The organism is Mucilaginibacter ginsenosidivorax (genome assembly GCF_007971525.1).
GTDB classification, from domain to species: domain Bacteria; phylum Bacteroidota; class Bacteroidia; order Sphingobacteriales; family Sphingobacteriaceae; genus Mucilaginibacter; species Mucilaginibacter ginsenosidivorax.
In genome coordinates this window covers 1,503,778-1,523,371 of the sequence record NZ_CP042437.1, presented here as the reverse complement: position 1 = coordinate 1,523,371, position 19,594 = coordinate 1,503,778, and the positions used below count along the sequence as shown (strand labels likewise).

Sequence of the window (19,594 nt, the reverse complement as noted above, 5' to 3'; positions counted from 1 at the left end):
AAAATAAAATAAGCCGCTATTTGTTTAAAATAGCAGCTTATTTTATAATATTGGTTTATCTATTTAAGCTTTAATGTATTCGAAACGATTGTTTTCGTTACTTCTTTCTCGTCTTAGTTTATTTTCATTTGCCAATTTTAAAAGGATGCCTGATAATTCCGAAGTTTTGAAATCCGAATCAAATTGCTCTTTACAATAGTTAGCTATTGATGAGATGGAACGTTGCTCGTCAAAAAAATCTGTGCTTAACAATTGGTTCAGTATTTTTGTCGCACCTGGCTTTTTACGCCCGGTATTAGCAGCGTTTTCATCGTCTGGGCGTAATTTACGGCCTTTTTTGCTAAAAATTTCAGAACCATCGGCATCTGCTCTTTCTGACTCAATCATTACATCCAGCAGCCTATCGATGATGCGTACCTGCACGGCTTCTGATTGAAATGAGTTAACAACTTCTGCAACCTCAACAAGTTGTTTTTTTAATTTCTCTATATGTTTGCTCATGATGAACTAGATTTGATTCTAACAGGAATAGACAAATCTAACGGGAATAATAATTAAAAATATAGCGTATTTTGGTAAAAAAATAGCTTATGTTAATATTTTACCCCTTTTTGGAATTAACAATCCCTAAAACATATATTAAATATTAGGATGCAATGCTTGTAGTTGAGGTGTTTTTTTAAATACGTTATTGCTAACTATAGGGTTTTAGCTATTTTTTCCAGCATTTCAAGCCCGGTATCTATATGGCTTTTTTCAATAATAAGTGCCGGCCTAAAACGGATGCTTTTTTCACCACAGCCCAAATACATGATATTATTAGCTAACCCTGTGGTAATGAAATTATCGCGCTTGTTTTTGTCAGGAAAATCAAAGGCAGTAAGCAGCCCCTTGCCGCGCACATTGCTGATGACAGGCATCCTATCCGCAATATCGCTGAGCTGGTTTTGCAAATAGTCGCCCATTTCGGCAGCATTTTGGCAAAGGTTATCTTCGGCTATTACTTCCATTATTTTTGATGACCGTACCATATCAACCAGGCTGCCTCCCCATGTGGAGTTAATTCGCGATGATACATGAAATACATTATTCTCAATTTCGTCAACCCGGTTGCTGCATAATATACCGCAAACCTGCATTTTTTTACCAAAGGCCAAAATGTCTGGCCGTGCTTTAGGGCCAAAATGTTCGTGGCACCAAAATTTACCCGTAAGGCCAACACCGGTTTGCACTTCATCATAGATGAGCATTGCTTCGTACTCATCGGCAAGCTCGCGCAGTTTTTCTAAAAATTCTTTACGTACGTGGTTGTCTCCGCCTTCTGATTGTACCGGTTCAATAATAATAGCGCAAACATCATCTTTATTATCTTCAAAAGCTTGTCTGATCTGGGCTACAGACAATTGCTCGCGTTGCAGTAAATCCTCATGATTGGCGTCACTATACGGGAAATTCATATAGGGTACCGATACCCTTGGCCAGTCAAACTTGGCAAACCATTTTGTTTTATTGGGCACTGTATTGGTAAGGCTCAGTGTATAACCCGAGCGGCCGTGAAACGCATGTTCAAAGTGTATCACTTTAAAACCGCGCTCTTTGGTATAGCCCCTGGCAAAATTCTTTTGTACCTTCCAGTCCATAGCAACTTTTAGTGCGTTTTCTATGGCCAACGAACCGCCTGCTATAAAAAAGGCGTGTGGTAGATAATCAGGAATGCCAACTCTTGAAAAGGTTTCAACAAATTGTGCGTATTGAGTAGTATATATATCGGAGTTGGATGGGTTGGTTAAGGCGGCCAACATCAGGTTTTTTTTAAACTCTTCGTCGTTCACCATTTTGGGGTGATTATAACCCAAAGGTACCGAAGCAAAACAAGTAAAAAAATCAAGCAATGTACGGTCGTTTTTCGAATCGTAAATATATACACCCTTGCTTTTTTCCATGTCAAAAGTGAGATCGAAGCCATCGGCAAGTACGTGCTTCTGCAGCGAAGCCTGAACGTTTTGGGGTGAAACAAGTAGGTTGTACATATCAATTTTGGTTTATACAAATCTACTAAAAAGCCCCAAAAAACAAAATTTAGGCGGTTTTTGAACCGATTGAATGAAAAGTATGTTTAAATTGTTTAAAGTTACTTTTTGTACCAAAGCCGAAAATAGTATAGTAGCATAGAATGCATTTTTTCGATTTTAAATCGCTTGATCGTATTTTAATCTGCCCGAAACAGCGTAGGATGACACGGTGGATTTAAGTTTTAAACTAAATATAATCTGTTTGAATATTTACAGCTAAGCTTTGAATACCTGAATTTTTATAAAAAATCCTGTCAATCCTGTAATCGTGTTTAAACGTAAGAAAGCCCCGGGTTATCCGGGGCTTTCGCAAAATAATATTTAATTAAACATTATTACTTTTTAAACTGAACGCGACGGTTTAATACACGACCCTCTTCTGTTGAGTTATCAGCAATTGGCTTAGTTTCGCCATAGCCTTTGATTTTTACTTTTTTAGCATCAACACCTGAGTTAACCAAGTAAGTTTTTACAGAGTTAGCACGATCTTTTGATAAAGACATGTTGTGCGCAGCTGTACCTTCAGATGAAGCAAAACCATCAACTTCGATTTTAGCACCTGAAGCACGCAGATCAGCCGATGTGGCATCCAATACCGGGTAAGATGAAGTACGTAATACCGAGCTGTCAAATTCAAACTGGATGTTTGAGTAAGCAGTTGCAGGAGCTTTAGCAGCTAGTGCAGATGAATCTGGTTTAGGGAATACGATAACGCAACCAGAACCGTCAACTACGCTGCCTGCAGCAGTACCTGGGCATTTGTCAAACTGATCGGCAACACCATCACCATCCGAATCTTTTTTCAGGTCGCTAACCGCAGTTTCAACATTGGTTACACGGCCTTTCAAAGCTTCAACTTCCTGGCGTAAAGCTGCATCGTACAATTCATCATACATTTGTGCAACCGGGTTAACCCATGTTAAGTTCTGTTTTGATTTCGGGCCAAAAGTGTACTCTAAACCACCATAGGTATAAGAGTAGTGGCTGAATGTTGGGTAGGTACTTTTACCAGCAAAATTGTAACCTTGTACAAAGCTTACAGTGTAGCCTAAATTCAGGGCCAACGCATCAGATAACCTGAATTTTACGCCCGCGCCAACGGGAGCATACAGTTCTTTTACAGTGTGACCACTTCCATAAGGATCATTCACTGTAGCACCTGCATCCGTAACATACATTTTAGGTTTGTACAAATCTAAACCCAAACCTGCAGAACCATAAAAGTTAACACTGTTTTTACGATGTAAAAAGCTAACACTTGCAATGTTGAACACACCGCTTAAAGCCACAGAGTTAAAATTGGTTTTGTATTCGGTAATACCAAATTTGCTTGTACCTGCATCATCAATGCCATGCACTTTACCACCTAAATAATCTAACTGCAAGCTAAAAGTGTGCGATAGCTGCTGCCTTAAATACAAACCATAACCCAAATCAGCTTTAAATTTGTTGGTGGTGTTAATGGTAAACGGAACAAGTCCATCAGTGATACCGGCGCTAACGCCAATACTGAATGTGTTGTACTGGCCAATACCACCAAATACCTTGGCAGTAGAGGCTTCAGTCGTGGTAGTAGTTGCTGTTTTGGTGGAATCGGTTTGAGCATTAGCCATACCTACAACCATCAAAGATGCAAACGACAACGCGACTGATTTCTTTAATGTAGAATAGTTCATAGTTTTAATTTATTAATAAAACGTCATTAAGAATCTTAATGATTTAATCCTAAAAACTCACTTTTTTGAAAAAAGTTTTCTGCCATGGAAATATTTTGTTTAAAATATTAATTATTAAGGAGATATATTTTACAACGACAGCTATTTTACAGGTTAATGAGCTTGCAAGTATAAGGTTATAAACCTTATACCCACACGGTCAGTACCGGTTTTAAAACAATGCTCAACCACAAATGATAATATTTATACCTTTACTAAAGCTACTACAACGTTGAAGTAAAAATAAGCGAAGGATATCTTTTTAATTAATTACGCGGGTTGTAGAATTGCATGGATTAACCTTAATACATGATACCATTGAAAGTAATACAAAGTGTACATCCGGAGGATTTTAAGCGATATGATACTGCTACCATACGGTCGCGTTTTTTAATAGATAACCAGGTACAACCAGGTACAGTTAACTGTATCTATACCCATTATGATCGTATGATAGTTGGTTTTGCCAAGCCAACGGATACCCAGCTGCTGCTGCCAAATTATCCTAACCTGCGCGCAGAATATTTTTTAGAGCGCCGCGAAATTGGCATTATTAATGTAGCGGGTGATGGCGTTGTAATTGCCGATGGTATTACCTACAATGTACAAAAACTTGATTGCCTGTACATTGGCAAAGGCACTAAAACTGTGCATTTTGCAAGTAAAAACGGTGAAGAGCCGGCAGTTTTCTACTTGCTTTCGGCCCCGGCCCATGCAACCTACCCAACAACCTTGCTAACACACGCTGATGCGGTAAAAGTTACCCTTGGCTCGGCATCAACAGCAAATCATCGTACTATTAATAAATATATCCACCTGGAAGGCACCAAAAGCTGCCAGCTGGTTATGGGGCTTACCATTTTGCACGAAGGAAGCGTATGGAATACTATGCCATCGCACGTACATGACCGCCGGATGGAAGCCTATTTTTATTTTGATGTGCCCGAGGGGCAAAAAATATTCCATTACATGGGCGAAGGCAATGAAACCCGCCATATCACCATGAATAATTACGATGCGGTGGTATCGCCGCCATGGAGTATCCATTCGGGCAGCGGCACTTCAAGTTATAGTTTTATATGGGGCATGGCAGGCGAAAACCTGGACTATACCGATATGGACCCTATTGCTATTACAGACCTCAGGTAATCATCATCAATAAAATAATATACATTGGAAAATAATTTCTCTTTAGCCGGCAAAGTAATTGTAGTAACAGGCGGCACTGGCATTTTGGGTAGTGCCTTTATAAACGGTATTGTTGAAGCAGGCGGTGCCGTAGGCATTTTGGGCCGCAATGCCCAGGTAGCCGAAGAGCGTGCCAATGCCATCAATCAAAATGGCGGGAAAGCGGTAGCATTAGTTGCCGACGTTTTAAATGAAGAAGAGTTGCAGGCCGCTAAAGCTAAATTGTTGGATACATTTGGCAGGTTGGATGGCCTGGTAAATGGGGCAGGGGGTAACATGCCGCAAGGTGTTTTACAGCCCGATGAAGACATTTTTAAAATGAATATAGCCGGCATGAAAACCGTAATGGATTTAAATACCTGGGGTACCATTATCCCCACACAGGTATTTGGCGAGGCTATTGCGCAAACAGGTAAGGGCAGCATTGTTAATATCTCATCGATGAATTCAAAGCGGGCTATTACCAAAGTATTGGGCTACAATATAGGTAAGGCGGCTGTTGATTGTTATAACCAATGGTTTGCCGTTGAGTTAGCCAACCGTTACGGTGATGCCATCAGGATGAATGCCCTTGCGCCTGGGTTTTTCCTGACCGAGCAAAACCGGAACCTGCTGACCAAACCCGAAGGTGGCTACACCGACCGTGGACAGCTGGTGATAAAGCAAACACCTTTTAAACGTTTTGGCCACCCGGATGAGTTGATTGGTGCTTTGGTATGGCTGCTAAGCGATGCATCTAAATTTGTAACGGGATCTATGATTTGCGTAGATGGCGGTTTTTCTATTTTTGGCGGCGTGTAACAATTTGATCGCACCGCTTTTTACCGCGAAATTTTATCTCAATTATTTTAGGTTTGTTAGCTGCAATAAATTACAATTGTAGCTAAACTTGCCGTTAAAGCTAAAAAGGGATATGAATTTCGCGGTTGTTACCATAAAGGATATTGCTAAAGAGCTGGGGATTTCCACGTCGGCGGTATCTAAAGCGCTCAAGGATAGTTATGAAATAAGCGAAAAAACCAAAGCACTGGTGCGCGAGTGTGCAAAAAGGCTCAACTACCAACCTAACCATATGGCCCGCAGCTTAAAAAAGGGCAGCAGTAAGTCTTTGGGTATAGTTGTATCAACTATTGATAATCACTTTTTTTCGCAGGTGATTAACGGCATCGAGTTTGTTGCCCATGCCAATGGCTATAATGTGTTTATTACCCAAACCCATGAATCGTACGAACTTGAAAAGTTAAACGTAAGTCATTTAATGTACCGGGCAATTGATGGCTTGCTCATATCCCTGTCAACAGAAACTGCTGATGTATCGCATCTAAAAGATCTTCACGAAAAAGGCCTGCCCATTGTTTTCTTTGACCGTGTGAGCGACGAAATTGATACGCACAAAGTGATTGCCGATAACTTTCAGGGTGCTTTTGAAGCAACACAATCATTAATTGAGGCCGGGTATCGCAAAATAGCTCATATAACAAGTTCGGTAAATGTATCCATCACGGCCGAGCGTTTAAAAGGATACCGGGCGGCACTTGCCCAAAACAAACTTGAGCAAAACGATGGGTTTATAAAATATTGCCTCCATGGCGGTAAAGACCTCATCGAGATTGAAAACGCGCTTAACGAGTTACTCCTTTCGCCCAATCGGCCCGACGCCATTTTTACCGCATCCGACAGGATAACTACCACAACCCTGATGTTGTTGCATAAGCTGGGTTTTAAAATACCTGCCGATATTGCCTTGCTTGGTTTTACCAATACTCAACTGGCCGATGTTTTAAACCCATCGTTAAGTACAGTTTATCAACCTGGGTTTGAAATAGGAAAAAAAGCAACCGAAATGCTTATCAGCTTGATTGAGAGCCGAAGGCCTGTAACCGAATTTGAAACCGTGGTATTACCCACCCAGGTTTGCATCCGCGATTCATCACTACCTGCCACTAACTTTTAATAGCTTTAAGCATTATACATTCTGCTTCTATCAAATAACTATATCGATGTAGTAAATATTTCGCTGTTGTATTGATTAAAATTGCCTGTTCGGCAATACATTTGAAAACCAGTTATACTTTGTGCTTATATTGGCTTTTAAATTATACAGTTATGCATTACCGGTTATTTGTAAAGGGTTTAGTAGGCGTATTATTGATTTGCCAGGGCTACAAAGCAACAGCGCAGGTTGTGCGGTTAGATTACTATTTTAACCGCGAAGTGCATACTGTTGCAGGCGAGGCTAAGCGTTTCCATTATTTATGGGACGAAAAAGAAAATACAGGTTATTCTATTTGGGGAGATACTTTTAAAAGATGTGGCGCTACTTTAGATTCACTTCCAACTGCGCCTACGGCGGGTAATTTAAAAGGTACGTCTATTTATATTATTGTTGACCCTGATACTAAAAAAGAGAGCCCCAAACCCAACTACATAACCCAACAAGATGCAGATGTTATTGCCCGGTGGGTAAAGGCTGGTGGTGTATTAGTGATGCTTGCAAATGATAGCGCCAATGTTGAGCTGCCTCACTTTAACATACTGGCCAATAAATTTGGGATGAATTTTAACAACGACCTGCAAAATCATGTAATTGACGATAGCCATTTTGAAGACGGTGCTATTATAACTACCGGCAATCCGCTTTTTAAAACCGCACAAAAAATATTTATGAAAGATGTATGCTCCATAAGTACAACTTTACCGGCAAAACCCGCTTTGATAAAAAACGGAGTAACCTTAATAGCCCAGGCTAAATTTGGCAAAGGAACTGTACTGGCCATTGCCGATCCATGGCTTTACAACGAGTATACCAATGGGCGTTTGCCGGCCGGATATGAAAATGATAAGGCCGCAAATGATATATCGGGCTGGTTGCTGGCCCAGGTTAAACAAAAGAAATAATTACGTACTGTACAGCTTAACTAAAAATTATGAAGATATTTAACGGCATTAAAATCCTGTTTTTTTTGATAATTATGAGTGTTATTGCCCCGGGTGCTGCGGATGCCCAACAAAATTCGCATACAAAGGAGGTTGCCAATGCGGTTGAACGCTTGCGCCTTACGATGATAAGTGCCGATAGTGTAGCCCTGGATAAAATAGCGGCCGACAGCCTGAGTTATGGCCACTCCAGTGGTAAAGTGCAAAACAAAAAGGAGTTTATACACAGTTTTACCACCGGCGCATCGGTTTTTACAGCCATTGACCTTACAGGGCAAACAATTACCATATCGGGCAATACTGCTATTGTAAGGCACATACTATCGGCAGCCACCAACGATGCAGGGAAAGGCCCCGGCACGGTTAAGCTGGGTGTTTTATTGGTTTGGGTAAAAAATGGCAAAGAGTGGCAATTACTGGCCCGGCAGGCAGTTAAAGTGCCGTAAGGTTAGTTTTTAGACTCTTAAAAGCATAACTTAATCGTCATTGCGAGTATCCATCAGGTAAAAACCTGAAAAAAATGGTGATGACGTCTAACGAATATATAAACAAATGATCTAAAGTACCGTCATTGAGGCACGAAGCAATCCCCGACATGCTAAATCCCACATAGTTCGGGATTGCTTCGTGCCTCGCAATGACGATATTTTAGATTGATAGTCAATAAATTAAGAACATGTCATAATGAGGTACGAAGCAATGACAGTAGTTGTTTTCTTCGCCATCCCCCCTAAAACCTATCCTTCATGCCCAATAACCCCCAAATGCCGCCGCTGTGGATGGCCAGTATTTTACTGCCAGGTTTAAAATGTCCTTTGCCAATCAGGTCGTATAAAGCATACATCATTTTGCCGGTATATACAGGCTCAATAACAATGCCGGTGGCGGCAACAAAATGCTTTACAAAATCAATAAGTTCGTCGGTTGCCTTTCCATATCCACCAAAATGGTAGTCGGTATGCAGGTCATAATCGGCAGGAGCAGTTAAAAACCGGTTAATCTCATTCCTGATAAAACCTCCGTTTTTAAATACGGGTATTGCGTTGAATTTTGTTGTAAGCTGGTGGCTGGTGATACCGTTAATAATGCCTGCAGCGGTGGTTCCGGTGCCACAGGCGCAAAAAATATGGTCGTAGCTGTCGGTAAGTTCGTTTACCAGTTCGGCGCAGCCTTGGGCGCCTTCTGCAGATGAGCCGCCTTCGTCAATAAAAAAAGACTGCTCATTATTGCCAAAATGTTTTTGAAATAGTGCAGGTTTATCACGGTAGCTAATCCTATCGGTAAATAACATTTGCATACCATGCAGTTTGCATAAAAATAGCGTGTTGTTGTCAACTTCTTCGCCGCGTACAATGCCGGTAGATTTGAAGCCGAATTTAGCTGCAGCCGCAGCAGTTGCCAATAAGTGATTGGAGTATGCCCCGCCAAATGTTACCAGGTAATTCTTGTGCTGGTTTTGGGCCGATTTGAGTAGGTACTTAAGCTTGCGCCATTTATTGCCCGATATCATGGGGTGAATAAGATCGTCCCGTTTCAAAAAAACTTTAACCTCATGTGCATCAAACAACGGATTTGTAATTTGATGTACCGGACTAAAAATTTCGAGATCAATATTCATAAAAATAACCTGCCCTTAATGCTATTGCAATATTACGCTTAACCTACCACAAAAAACGATTACTTTTGCGCCCAAATGGCATACGAACCCGAGCTGATAGAGCAGGAAGAACAGGATTTATTTGAACACTTACGCGTTGTGGTTGATAAGGGTCAGTCGCTGCTGCGCATTGACAAGTTTTTGATGCACAGGGTGGAGAATGCATCACGTAACCGCATCCAGAATGCCATCGAATTGGGAAATGTATTGGTAAATGATAAGCCTATAAAAAGCAGCTACCGGGTAAAGCCCTTGGATGTAATTTCGGTTGTATTGCCGCACCCGCCCCGCGACACAGAGGTTTATCCGGAAAATATCCCCATTAATATTGTTTACGAGGATGATGATGTACTGGTGGTTGATAAAGCCGCCGGTATGGTAGTGCATCCTGGTTATAATAACTATACCGGCACATTGGTAAATGCTTTAGTTTATCACTTTCAGCAATTGCCAACATTACCGGGCAATGATGGCCGGCCAGGCCTGGTTCACCGGATTGATAAAGATACCTCGGGCCTGTTGCTCATCAGCAAAAATGAGCGATCTATGAGCTGGCTGGCCAAGCAGTTTTTTGACCATACCATCACCCGCAAATACATAGCCCTGGTTTGGGGCGATTTGGTTGAAGATGGCACCATAACGGGCTATATTGGCCGCAGCATTGCCGATAGGCGGGTAATGTCTATTTATGACGACCCGGAGAAAGGCAAATGGTCGGTAACGCATTATAAGGTATTGGAACGTATGGGGTATGTTACCCTGATAGAATGCCAGCTGGAAACCGGTCGCACCCACCAGATTCGCGCGCATATGCGGCATATTGGCCACCCCTTGTTTAGCGATGCCACTTATGGCGGAGATAAGATTTTGAAAGGAACGGTATTCAGTAAATACAAACAATTTGTAGAGAATTGTTTTGAACTGATGCCCCGCCAGGCACTACATGCTCAAACTCTGGGCTTCTTACATCCAACCCAGAAAAAGCAGGTACTGTTTGAATCGCCCCTGCCACCCGATTTTGAAAGTGTTCTGCTAAAATGGCGCAGGTATACTGCGGGTGATAACCAGGCCAATACTAATAGTGAGGAGTAATAAAGAATGATTTGTGGCGAAATGCATAATTTTTGCACAGTAGTTTAAGTTTTAATAAAGCAGAAGGCATTTATAAATCAATCCGGTTTTAAAATCTGCACATTTGCACATCTGAAATGGCGTAGCCCTCTTGAACACCGACAAAAAAACAAACCGCAGTGAAAAATCTGCACATCTGAAAATGACACCAGTGTTAATCAATTTTAACGGACAAATACTTCCTCAAAGCAGCCTGCTGCTTAGCGTAGCAAACCGGGCCTTTAAATACGGCGATGGTTTGTTTGAAAGTATGCGCCTGATGAAAGGACAGCTTAAATTTGCCGATTTGCACGCCGACCGCTTGCAACGCGGCATGAAAGTGCTCAAAATTGATGGCTATTCACAAATGGATACCTGGTTTTTAAAAGATATTGTGGAAGAACTTGCCAGGCGCAACAAGGTTAGGCACGGCCGCCTGCGCCTGACGGTTTACCGGGATGCCGAGGGATTGTATACGCCTACCCAAAATAAAATGGGCTATTGCCTGGAGCTTACAGCATCAGACGAGCCTCGGTACTTTTTGAACGAGAAGGGGTTGATCATGGATGTATTTACTGAATTGCCCAAGCCATCCAATTACCTGTCCAACATCAAAACCTGCAACTCGCTTATTTATGTAATGGCGGGCATCTATAAAACTCAAAATAAACTTGATGATGTATTCCTGCTGAACCAAAGCGGTTTTTTGTGCGAGGCCAGCAGTTCAAATATATTTATCCATTACCAAAACCACCTGTACACCCCGGCACTAAGCGAAGGCTGTGTAGAAGGAGTAATGCGCCAGGTGGTGATAAAGCTTGCTCAGGATAGCAATATAGATATTACCGAAGCCCAGATAAATCCCGACATCCTTTACGAAGCCGACGAAGTGTTTTTAACCAACGCCACCCGCGGCATCCAAACAGTAATGGGCTTTGGCGTAAGGCGCTATTTTAACCGGGTAAGTAAGGTTTTGATGGATGAGCTGAATAAGTTGTAGCAATAAGCACAACTATTGCTGTCAGCTTGATCATTCATGTCGAGGAGCGTAGCTATTCAGGGGAAATCTTACAAATCGGACATGCAATGGCGACGAGATTGCTTCGTGCCTCGCAATGACAAATTTGATGAGGTGATTATTCTTCGATAGCTACCGGCGCTTTAATAGTCGCCAGGATACCGTCCCATAGTGCAATACGTGCTTGCAATGCTTCCTGAACAGCAATGGTTGCTTCTTCCCATTTGGAGTCGTCGTCGCCGCAAAGTTCGGCAGTCATTTCGTAGGCCAGGTGGGAGTGGTGGTCGCCGTCAACTTCAATGTGGCGCTCCAGGTAGTAAAGCAGGATATCAACCTTGCCGGGTAGCTGGCGGCTGAGCTCTTTTACAATACTCACAAACATATCGGGGATTAAATCCTCGCGGCCAAAGGTAAATACCGCGGCCTGTACATGGTTTTTGTTGGTGCCGATAACATCAAAAGTATGCAGCATAAAATTACGAGCCGCCAACGGGATATCGGCAATGATTAAAGCTTCGTCGATATGTTTGCCGAAGTTTAATTCATGAAATAAATTGTTAATAGCAATCGCGTCGCTGCCGGCCTGCTGCATAGCGCGCAGGTATAGCTCAAAATGGCTGGTGCGGTTGCCTTGTTCGTCAACATCGCTTTCCTCGCCGGTTACAATTTCATTAATCAGGTAGCGTGTATTGGCATTACCGGTTGGCATCCAGGGTGTGGCAGTACAGGTAAGCTTTTGTTGCAACGATTTTAACAGCGACATAAAATCCCACACGGCAAACACATGGTGATCCATAAAAACGGTTAATTCATCCAACGAATTAATGTTTTTATATAATTCGTGTTGAATTAATTGATTGCGTAAAGGCTGGATCTGTGTTTTTAATAATGCTATGCGTTCGCTGTAATTTGCCATCGGGTACTCGGTATATTATGCGGCAAAAGTAGCAATAACAGGTGTTAAAAAACGTTAAGTTGTAATTTTTGACTTTGGCTTGATTAGAATATCATTAGCCATCATAGTAACAATACTATATATTCCTTATCCTATTACATATAATCAATTATGAAAGCAATCGCCTTATTATCAACCCTGCTCATCATCCTGTTTTTTTCGTCATGTAACTCCACGCCTTCAAAAGATACTTCGACACCAAAAAATGACATGCCCGAACCATTAAAGGACGATAAATCAGACTTTAGCCTGAAAAGGATGCCTTCAGGGTCGTTAATGGATGAGATTTATGACGACCTGGCAAAAAAAGATCCGCAACTCCAAAAGCTGGAAGAACAGCTAACTCATTTTAACAGCGGCATAGCTGATAGTTTAAAGGCGTTTAACAATTATGCTGCAAAATCAGATAATTACTACCTTTCGGCAAACGAGTCATTAACAGCCATAAAAGATACCGTGTTGCGGGCACAGCTTAGTGCATTAATAGCCGATAGTAAATCAAAATATATGGATAAAATAAGCAGGTTTACGAGTTTAAAAGCACACATTGATAGCAACCAAATAAAAATTGGCGACTACCATGCTGTGCTGAAAATAGTTGCAACCTTGCCCGTTGTTGAGAATTACCAGGACAAAAGCATGCCCGATATTACAAGTACGGCCAACCTGGCCAATGAGGCGCAGCATTTAAGGGTTAAAACAATGCAGCTGGCAAGGAAGTATCAGAAAAAATAATAATATGTTTTTGACTCTAAGTTAGAAAAGGCCACTTTGCGTATTTCGCAATTATGTCCTCCAACGGAATGAGGTTTGCTTCATCCTCACTTTCGTCATAGGCTTTAAGTACACTTTCCCGCTGTTCTGCTGTTAATGAAAGCCAGTCAGGATTTTCTTGTTCTGATGATTGATCCATCACAATTTTACCCCTCTCAGAAAATCCTCAATACCCATACGTTTTTTGCCCTCCAGCTGTATATCTTTCACACTAATGAAACCTCCTTTGGCGGCAAATTTTAAAAATGTTTTACCATCGGTAAGGAAGCCGCCGGGTTGTATCGCCGGTTCATCAATCAAAAGTTCTGACGAGTAAATTTTTAGCAGTTTACCGTTCAAGTCGGTATAGGCAGTAGGGATGGGGCTTAGGCCACGAATTTTGTTATATACTGTTTCGGCCGGTTGCAGCCAGTCAATCTTACAATCTTCTTTAAAGATCTTAGGGGCGTGTTTAAGCTCTTCGCCTGTTAACAGTTGTACCTGCGGATGCTCATGATAACGGCCGCTTTCAACTGCCTTAACCGTTTTTACCAGCAGGCCTGCGCCTTTGTTCATCAGCCGGTCGTGCAAGTCGCCGGCAGTTTCGGTTCCGGTTAGGGTTATTTTTTCGGTGAATAATACATCACCGGTATCAATTTCATGTTTAAGGAAAAAAGTAGTTACGCCGCTTTCCTTTTCGCCATTTATAATTGCCCAGTTGATAGGTGCCGCACCACGGTATTGTGGCAACAACGAAGCGTGCAGGTTAATGGTTCCTTTAGGCGGCATTGTCCATACAGCTTCGGGCAGCATCCTGAAAGCAACAACCACTTGTAAATCTGCTTTAAGGGCTTTAAGTTCGGCTAAAAAATCGGGGTTCTTTAGCTTTTCAGGTTGCAATACTTTTAAGCCATTGGCTACTGCATACTGTTTCACTGCCGATTCGTTTAGCTTTTGCCCACGTCCTGCGGGTTTATCCGGAGCGGTTACAACGCCTACAATATCGCTGCCGGCCTTTATTAAAGCATCAAGCGATGCAACTGCGAAATCGGGGGTGCCCATAAATACAATTCTCATGGTATATGCTGTTTTATTTGCTTCGTTTATTAATTGTACAATAAGTACTTGCTGCGTGTTTTATTAAATTGTTTGAGGCCCGGTTCCCAACTTGCTCGAATTTCGTGCTCTGTTTTGCCTTCTGTAATTTGCTTTTGTAATTCTTTGCCACCTGCTAACTTGTTAAAGTAGGCATTAAAAAAATGATCTTTATCCGGAAATGCCTTATAAAGCTCTATAAGCCACGATAGGTTTATATGCTCCATGGCGCGTATTTGGTTCGGCGTGTAATTTTTAAGGTCGATTCCGAAGCATTGTTTATCTTTTTGCGGAGGGTTCTCGCTCATTCCCGGGATGCCAACAGGCGTGAAGGAATAAGTATAAATACCCTTTAGCAGGGGGTGCCCCAGCACCAGGAACGGAAAGTAAGTACCTCTGCCCAGGCTAAATGTTGTGCCTTCAAACAGGCAGGTACTGGGGTAAAGTAAAACAGATTGTTCGGTATTTAAATTTGGTGAAGGGTTAACCGGTAGCTTATAAGGCATATTGTGGCTGTAATTGGCCACTTTTATAATTTTCAGCTTGCACTGCACGCCATTTTTTAACCAGTGCTCGCCGTTTATCATTCTGGCATATTCGGCAATGGTCATGCCATGGCTAATGGGGATGGGGTGCATGCCCACAAAGGAATGGTAAGCGGTATCCAGCATGGGGCCATCAACAAGGTAGCCGTTGGGGTTTGGCCTGTCCAGTATCATCAGTTCAATGTTGTTTTCGGCGCAGGCCTCCATTACATAATGCAGGGTTGATATATAAGTGTAAAACCTGGTGCCAACATCCTGGATATCAAATATCATCAGGTTTATATCCTTCAGGTCGTCGGCCGTGGGTTTGTAATGTTTATTGCCATATAGCGAGATGATGGGTAACCCGGTTTTGGCATCTATAGCATCGTTTACCACAGCTCCATTGCTGGCGTTGCCGCGAAAACCGTGTTCGGGGCCAAATACCTTTTTAATGCTGATGCCACGTTTTAGTAAACTATCAACACTGGGCCTAAGGGTTTTGCCAATAACAGAAGTTTGGTTAACAACCATCCCGATATTTTTTCCCTTAAGATAGTCAAAATACAGCGGAATTTGATCGGCACCGGTCATTATTTCTGTATTAATTTTTTTACCGTTTTTTCCTTCTTTCAGCGGGGTTTTGGAATTGGAAGCCGGATTGGCGCAGGCTGTATGTACACTTAGTACTGCTATTAAAGCACTTTGTAAAAAAACAGGTATAATTTTCATAGAATATTGTTTTGAAACAATTTAAAAAGTAGCAGGTTTAATAGCAAAACCGCATATTTGCGAAGGTACTAAAAATCATTCTGCATTGAGTTTCGCCTCTTTTATATCAGCCCGTATTACATTCAAGTCAAAGCGTACATTTTCAAAGCTGATTGTACGTATTGCCATTATTGGTATTATGCTTGGTTTGGGTGTAATGATATTATCATTGGCCATTGTAAAAGGATTTAAACACGAGATCCGCGAAAAAGTTCGTGGTTTCGCAGGCGATATACGCGTTATTAAGTTCGATTTGAACAGTTCATACGAGAGTTCGCCCATTGTTGAAGACGCTGGTTTTGTTGCGCGAATGCGTAAGAGCCCGCTGGTTACCCATGTAATGCCAACCGCCACCAAGCCCGGAATTATTAAAGCCAATAACGAGATTGAAGGCGTGGTACTAAAGGGCGTTGATAAAACGTACGACTGGTCATACTTTAAAAAAATGATGGTTGCCGGCGATGTAATCGACTTTAAAGATTCTGTTGAAGCGCAAAAAGAGATTATGCTATCGCAGCAAACGGCAAACAGGTTAAAACTACGGGTAGGCGATAAGCTGCTGATGTATTTTGTGCAGGAGCCATTGCGTAAGCGCCAGTTTAAAATAAAAGGCATTTTTAACATCGGTGTTGAAGAAGTTGACAAAACATTTGTGATAGGTTCTTTATCATTAATAAACCGCCTGAACGACTGGAAACCTGGCGAAATAGGGCAATATGAACTGCGGGTAGCCGATTTTGACCAGGTGGATTTTGCCGCAGATAAACTGGATCAGATTTTACCGGTGAGGTTAAAATCGCGAACGGTGATGGAGGATTATCCTAACATCTTTGAGTGGTTGAAGCTATTGGATGTAAACTCGGTAGTTATGCTGGTACTTATGGTTATTGTGGCGGTTATCAACATGATATCGGCGCTGTTAATTATGATTTTAGAACGCACAGCCATGATTGGTATGTTTAAAGCCATGGGTGCATCCAACTGGAACATCCGGAAAATATTTTTGTACAATGCCACCTACCTGATAGGCCTCGGCTTGTTGTTGGGCAATGCGCTCGGACTTGGCCTGGGCTATTTTCAGCAGCAAACCCACTTTTTTAAACTCGACCAGGCTTCGTACTACATGACCTTTGTACCTGTGCAATTTGGTTTATGGGATGTACTGCTGCTTAACCTGGGCACGTTGATAATTTGCCTGCTGGTGCTTATTGTGCCGTCGATGCTGGTGAGCCGGATTTCGCCGGTGAAGGCTATCAGGTTTAAGTAGTTTTTTGCCTGCTTTGTCCATTATTTAAACACCACACTTTACACATACTTTTGGTATACTTTTCAACCACTCTTTATGCACTTTTTTGATACTTTTTAATACTTCTCTGATACTTTTTTATACTTTGTTTTTTATTTAAGTATCTTATTTACAAAGGTTTAAATTGTATTTACATGTTTTTGCTTTTCTCTTTTAACAAATGAGGGCGGCTATCTGTGCTTGATAGCCGCCCTGATTGGGTATATTCAAATATACAAAAAATCGAACAATATTTTTTATCCGGAATAATTAGCTTTTTATCGTTTCCCCGCAAAATTAAACTTCAAATTTAAACCGCCGGCGCCAAACTTTATCTGTTGCGCACCCATTCCCTGGAGCGGATATTTTAAAAATGGCTCAATAATTAAGCGGTTTTTGCCTAAGGCTGTACCTACACCTACCGACACATTCAGCGTTCTGGCAAAATAGAAACCATTGAAGCTTTGTCGGTTTGTTTCTTCGGATGTTTGCTGGGTTGCGCCGCTTAGTAACGAATTATGTGGGATGCCATAACTGGTGGTATAAGCCTCATTAATAAACGTACCCGAACTTAAACCTGCCGAGAAATAAGCATCTGTTTTTTCGGGGTTAAACTCGTATTTTAAATTGATGGGTACATCAAGCCCTACCAAACTGGCATTGTAATTTTTAAACACCGGGAACGACGATGCCGGCACCAGCTTGTTATCCTGTGCTGCAGCAGCAAATGTTACCGCATTGGCTGCGCTTGGGTTTGGTGGCACGCTGCTATTATATTTCAGGGTGTTTTGTGCCAGGGCAACCCCGGTAGAAAGTTTGAGGTTTTTGCTAAGCCTGATATCGGATGTAAAACCAGCCCCAGCATTTACCTGGTTGGCGCTCCCTTTGGCATAGTTAAAAAAGGTTGCCGCGTAAATGCCAAACTTTACCTTTTTATCATCTGCGGCTTTGTCTTTTGCCTTGGGTGCCTGCAAATTATCGGCAGCAAGCATTGTAGCCATGGCATTGGCCGATGATGGCCTGGCCTGCGTTGGCTGCTGGTTTGCCGCATTGGGTGTTACATTAGTTGTAGTAGCTTTAGTAGCTGGTGCAACAACCGGATTTGCTGCATATTGCTGTTTGCCTGCATCAGTAACTGCGGTTTTAACGCTATCTGCCTTATTGCCCGGTATGGCAACAACAATTGGTTGCTTATTGGCAGCAGCGGGCTGTTGCGCGGCAAATTGATTAACCGTGCCGTTTACACTGTTATTTTGTGGCTGTTTAACCGCAGGGGCATTTGCAGGTGCTTTGGTTAATGGCGTGAAAACTGCTACGCTATTTTGGTTAACAGCAGCAGCATTTACAGCCGGGTTGTTTATTGCCGGCTTTTTATCTGGTTTAGCTTGATTTTGGGCAATATTGTTTTGGGTTGATATTGTAGTATCAACGGAATTACTGTTACCCGAGCCCTTATTAGCTGCTATACGGCTAAAGGTATCGGGCTGTGCGGCTTGTTGATGCCGGGTATCTTGCTTAACTGGTTTTACAACAGCGGTATTTACATTTACTGTTTGATTATTGTTAAGCATCCATACGCCAATGGCTAAAAAAAGCAACAGGCCGGCTGCTGCACCTGCCCACCACATCCAAACCATGGGGCGCTTCTTCTCCTCCTCAGGAAATTTTTCCCTGAGCAGTAGCCAGCCCTCATCGGCGGTGGTGTCTTCGTAATTTTCAAACACCTCCCTGATGCGGTTCTTTAAGTCGTCATCCAACTGATCATCCATGGTTTTGTGCTTCTTGCCTTAATATTTTTCTTAATCGTTCTTTAGCCCTGCTCAAATAAACGCGCGATGAGCTTGCCGGGATAGCTAACATATTGCCAATTTCATCATGATTATAACCATCTATTTCGTACATGTTAAAAATGGTAAGCTGTATGGCAGGCAGCTCATTCATCATCTTTAATATGTCTTGTGCATTTAAATTATCAACCGTACCCATATTACTGCTTATGGGCGCGGCATTATCCAACTCAACATTTAACTGGAATTTCAGGTCCTTGCGGCGACGGTCGATAGCGGTGTTCACTACAATTGTACGTAGCCAGGCTTTAAAGGGTTTATCTGTATTGTAATTATGCACGGCATTAAATACTTTTATAAAAGCATCGTTTACAGCCTCCAACGCGTCGTCGCGGTTAAGGCTGTAACGCAGGCTTATACCCATAGCATAGCCATAAAACTGCTTATACAGCATTTCCTGGTATTTAAGGCTGCCTTTTTTGCATTGGCTGATAATTTCTTCTTCAGTAATGCCTTTGGGTGGATGCATTAAGTGTGTTTAATTCCGCTTAAATATTGTGTTGTTTTTTATGTACTTACGCAATAAACAACCCTATTGATACAAATAAAAAAGATTTTCCTGTGATATAGAATCTATTAATTAATTTCATCATATATTGCTTTTAGCGATAGAAAATCAATGTGTTAGCTTTAAGCTTTGTGCATTCTGCTTTAAGCCTTATTAACC

General features: G+C 41.9%; 19 protein-coding genes. 9 read left to right on the top strand and 10 right to left on the bottom strand.

The genetic code is table 11. The annotated features are described in order from the left end of the window. Positions 1–63: 63 nt before the first annotated feature. The 3 genes from FSB76_RS06260 to FSB76_RS06250 form a co-directional block, all read right to left on the bottom strand. Complete coding sequence (locus FSB76_RS06260) at positions 64–501, bottom strand: hypothetical protein (RefSeq protein ID WP_147052742.1); 438 nt, start codon at positions 499–501, stop codon at positions 64–66. A gap of 197 nt (positions 502–698) precedes the next feature. Further along, positions 699–2,030 (bottom strand): L-lysine 6-transaminase, encoded by a 1,332-nt coding sequence (gene lat, locus FSB76_RS06255; RefSeq protein ID WP_147052740.1) that lies wholly within the window; start codon positions 2,028–2,030, stop codon positions 699–701. 377 nt (positions 2,031–2,407) lie between these two features. Continuing rightward, entirely contained in the window at positions 2,408–3,748 is a 1,341-nt protein-coding gene (locus FSB76_RS06250) for an OmpA family protein (RefSeq protein WP_147052738.1), read from the bottom strand. A 348-nt stretch (positions 3,749–4,096) separates the two neighbouring features. Between FSB76_RS06250 and kduI the strand changes: the two genes are divergently transcribed. The 5 genes from kduI to FSB76_RS06225 all read left to right on the top strand — a co-directional run bounded on the left by kduI (position 4,097) and on the right by FSB76_RS06225 (position 8,358). After that, positions 4,097–4,936 carry a 5-dehydro-4-deoxy-D-glucuronate isomerase gene (gene kduI, locus FSB76_RS06245; protein ID WP_147052736.1) on the top strand — a complete coding sequence of 280 codons (840 nt, stop codon included), beginning with the start codon at positions 4,097–4,099 and terminating at the stop codon, positions 4,934–4,936. A gap of 24 nt (positions 4,937–4,960) precedes the next feature. Beyond that, positions 4,961–5,776 carry an SDR family oxidoreductase gene (locus FSB76_RS06240; protein ID WP_147052735.1) on the top strand — a complete coding sequence of 272 codons (816 nt, stop codon included), beginning with the start codon at positions 4,961–4,963 and terminating at the stop codon, positions 5,774–5,776. Positions 5,777–5,888: 112 nt separating this feature from the next. Further along, a complete protein-coding gene (locus FSB76_RS06235) occupies positions 5,889–6,929 on the top strand; it encodes a LacI family DNA-binding transcriptional regulator (protein ID WP_147052733.1) in 1,041 nt (346 codons plus the stop codon). 152 nt (positions 6,930–7,081) lie between these two features. After that, entirely contained in the window at positions 7,082–7,873 is a 792-nt protein-coding gene (locus FSB76_RS06230; protein WP_225976434.1) for a hypothetical protein, read from the top strand. Positions 7,874–7,902: 29 nt separating this feature from the next. Next, positions 7,903–8,358 (top strand): nuclear transport factor 2 family protein, encoded by a 456-nt coding sequence (locus FSB76_RS06225; protein WP_147052732.1) that lies wholly within the window; start codon positions 7,903–7,905, stop codon positions 8,356–8,358. A gap of 284 nt (positions 8,359–8,642) precedes the next feature. Here the strand turns inward: FSB76_RS06225 and FSB76_RS06220 are convergent, their stop codons facing one another. Further along, positions 8,643–9,530 (bottom strand): 1-aminocyclopropane-1-carboxylate deaminase/D-cysteine desulfhydrase, encoded by an 888-nt coding sequence (locus FSB76_RS06220; RefSeq protein ID WP_147052730.1) that lies wholly within the window; start codon positions 9,528–9,530, stop codon positions 8,643–8,645. Positions 9,531–9,605: 75 nt separating this feature from the next. On the opposite strand from FSB76_RS06220, the gene FSB76_RS06215 reads away from it, so the two are divergent. Beyond that, positions 9,606–10,661 carry an RluA family pseudouridine synthase gene (locus FSB76_RS06215; protein WP_147052728.1) on the top strand — a complete coding sequence of 352 codons (1,056 nt, stop codon included), beginning with the start codon at positions 9,606–9,608 and terminating at the stop codon, positions 10,659–10,661. Between the two features lie 181 nt (positions 10,662–10,842). Further along, the gene (locus FSB76_RS06210; RefSeq protein WP_147052726.1) at positions 10,843–11,679 is read left to right on the top strand and encodes an aminotransferase class IV; all 837 of its coding nucleotides are present in this window, start codon (positions 10,843–10,845) and stop codon (positions 11,677–11,679) included. A 136-nt stretch (positions 11,680–11,815) separates the two neighbouring features. Here the strand turns inward: FSB76_RS06210 and FSB76_RS06205 are convergent, their stop codons facing one another. After that, positions 11,816–12,493, bottom strand: a complete 678-nt coding sequence (locus FSB76_RS06205) for a DUF3050 domain-containing protein (RefSeq protein ID WP_394349431.1) — start codon at positions 12,491–12,493, stop codon at positions 11,816–11,818. A 270-nt stretch (positions 12,494–12,763) separates the two neighbouring features. Between FSB76_RS06205 and FSB76_RS06200 the strand changes: the two genes are divergently transcribed. Further along, positions 12,764–13,387 (top strand): hypothetical protein, encoded by a 624-nt coding sequence (locus FSB76_RS06200; RefSeq protein WP_147052722.1) that lies wholly within the window; start codon positions 12,764–12,766, stop codon positions 13,385–13,387. Between the two features lie 16 nt (positions 13,388–13,403). On the opposite strand, the gene FSB76_RS32065 is transcribed toward FSB76_RS06200, so the two are convergent. Genes FSB76_RS32065 through FSB76_RS06190 form a run of 3 tightly spaced genes read right to left on the bottom strand, consistent with a single transcriptional unit; the run spans position 13,404 to position 15,756 of the window. Continuing rightward, positions 13,404–13,565, bottom strand: coding sequence for a hypothetical protein (locus FSB76_RS32065; RefSeq protein WP_158642853.1), 162 nt, complete (start codon positions 13,563–13,565; stop codon positions 13,404–13,406). Then, on the bottom strand, positions 13,565–14,482 hold the full coding sequence (fmt, locus tag FSB76_RS06195; RefSeq protein ID WP_192910130.1) for a methionyl-tRNA formyltransferase: 918 nt from the start codon (positions 14,480–14,482) through the stop codon (positions 13,565–13,567). The genes FSB76_RS32065 and fmt overlap by 1 nt, the downstream gene beginning before the upstream one ends. A gap of 29 nt (positions 14,483–14,511) precedes the next feature. Then, complete coding sequence (locus FSB76_RS06190; protein WP_147052720.1) at positions 14,512–15,756, bottom strand: exo-beta-N-acetylmuramidase NamZ family protein; 1,245 nt, start codon at positions 15,754–15,756, stop codon at positions 14,512–14,514. 85 nt (positions 15,757–15,841) lie between these two features. On the opposite strand from FSB76_RS06190, the gene FSB76_RS06185 reads away from it, so the two are divergent. Further along, on the top strand, positions 15,842–17,062 hold the full coding sequence (locus tag FSB76_RS06185) for an ABC transporter permease (protein ID WP_147052718.1): 1,221 nt from the start codon (positions 15,842–15,844) through the stop codon (positions 17,060–17,062). A gap of 296 nt (positions 17,063–17,358) precedes the next feature. Here the strand turns inward: FSB76_RS06185 and FSB76_RS06180 are convergent, their stop codons facing one another. Together FSB76_RS06180 and FSB76_RS06175 are read right to left on the bottom strand one after the other, a co-directional pair. After that, entirely contained in the window at positions 17,359–18,849 is a 1,491-nt protein-coding gene (locus FSB76_RS06180; protein ID WP_147052716.1) for a hypothetical protein, read from the bottom strand. Beyond that, positions 18,842–19,396 carry an RNA polymerase sigma factor gene (locus FSB76_RS06175; RefSeq protein WP_090652815.1) on the bottom strand — a complete coding sequence of 185 codons (555 nt, stop codon included), beginning with the start codon at positions 19,394–19,396 and terminating at the stop codon, positions 18,842–18,844. The genes FSB76_RS06180 and FSB76_RS06175 overlap by 8 nt, the downstream gene beginning before the upstream one ends. Between the last annotated feature and the right edge of the window lie 198 nt (positions 19,397–19,594).

Coding starts and splice junctions, on each gene's coding strand:
- FSB76_RS06260 (WP_147052742.1), bottom strand. CDS start 501: ATGAGCAAACATATAGAGAAATTAAAAAAACAACTTGTTGAGGTTGCA.
- lat (WP_147052740.1), bottom strand. CDS start 2,030: ATGTACAACCTACTTGTTTCACCCCAAAACGTTCAGGCTTCGCTGCAG.
- FSB76_RS06250 (WP_147052738.1), bottom strand. CDS start 3,748: ATGAACTATTCTACATTAAAGAAATCAGTCGCGTTGTCGTTTGCATCT.
- kduI (WP_147052736.1), top strand. CDS start 4,097: ATGATACCATTGAAAGTAATACAAAGTGTACATCCGGAGGATTTTAAG.
- FSB76_RS06235 (WP_147052733.1), top strand. CDS start 5,889: ATGAATTTCGCGGTTGTTACCATAAAGGATATTGCTAAAGAGCTGGGG.
- FSB76_RS06230 (WP_225976434.1), top strand. CDS start 7,082: ATGCATTACCGGTTATTTGTAAAGGGTTTAGTAGGCGTATTATTGATT.
- FSB76_RS06225 (WP_147052732.1), top strand. CDS start 7,903: ATGAAGATATTTAACGGCATTAAAATCCTGTTTTTTTTGATAATTATG.
- FSB76_RS06220 (WP_147052730.1), bottom strand. CDS start 9,530: ATGAATATTGATCTCGAAATTTTTAGTCCGGTACATCAAATTACAAAT.
- FSB76_RS06215 (WP_147052728.1), top strand. CDS start 9,606: ATGGCATACGAACCCGAGCTGATAGAGCAGGAAGAACAGGATTTATTT.
- FSB76_RS06210 (WP_147052726.1), top strand. CDS start 10,843: ATGACACCAGTGTTAATCAATTTTAACGGACAAATACTTCCTCAAAGC.
- FSB76_RS06205 (WP_394349431.1), bottom strand. CDS start 12,493: ATGGATCACCATGTGTTTGCCGTGTGGGATTTTATGTCGCTGTTAAAA.
- FSB76_RS06200 (WP_147052722.1), top strand. CDS start 12,764: ATGAAAGCAATCGCCTTATTATCAACCCTGCTCATCATCCTGTTTTTT.
- FSB76_RS32065 (WP_158642853.1), bottom strand. CDS start 13,565: ATGGATCAATCATCAGAACAAGAAAATCCTGACTGGCTTTCATTAACA.
- fmt (WP_192910130.1), bottom strand. CDS start 14,482: ATGAGAATTGTATTTATGGGCACCCCCGATTTCGCAGTTGCATCGCTT.
- FSB76_RS06190 (WP_147052720.1), bottom strand. CDS start 15,756: ATGAAAATTATACCTGTTTTTTTACAAAGTGCTTTAATAGCAGTACTA.
- FSB76_RS06180 (WP_147052716.1), bottom strand. CDS start 18,849: ATGGATGATCAGTTGGATGACGACTTAAAGAACCGCATCAGGGAGGTG.
- FSB76_RS06175 (WP_090652815.1), bottom strand. CDS start 19,396: ATGCATCCACCCAAAGGCATTACTGAAGAAGAAATTATCAGCCAATGC.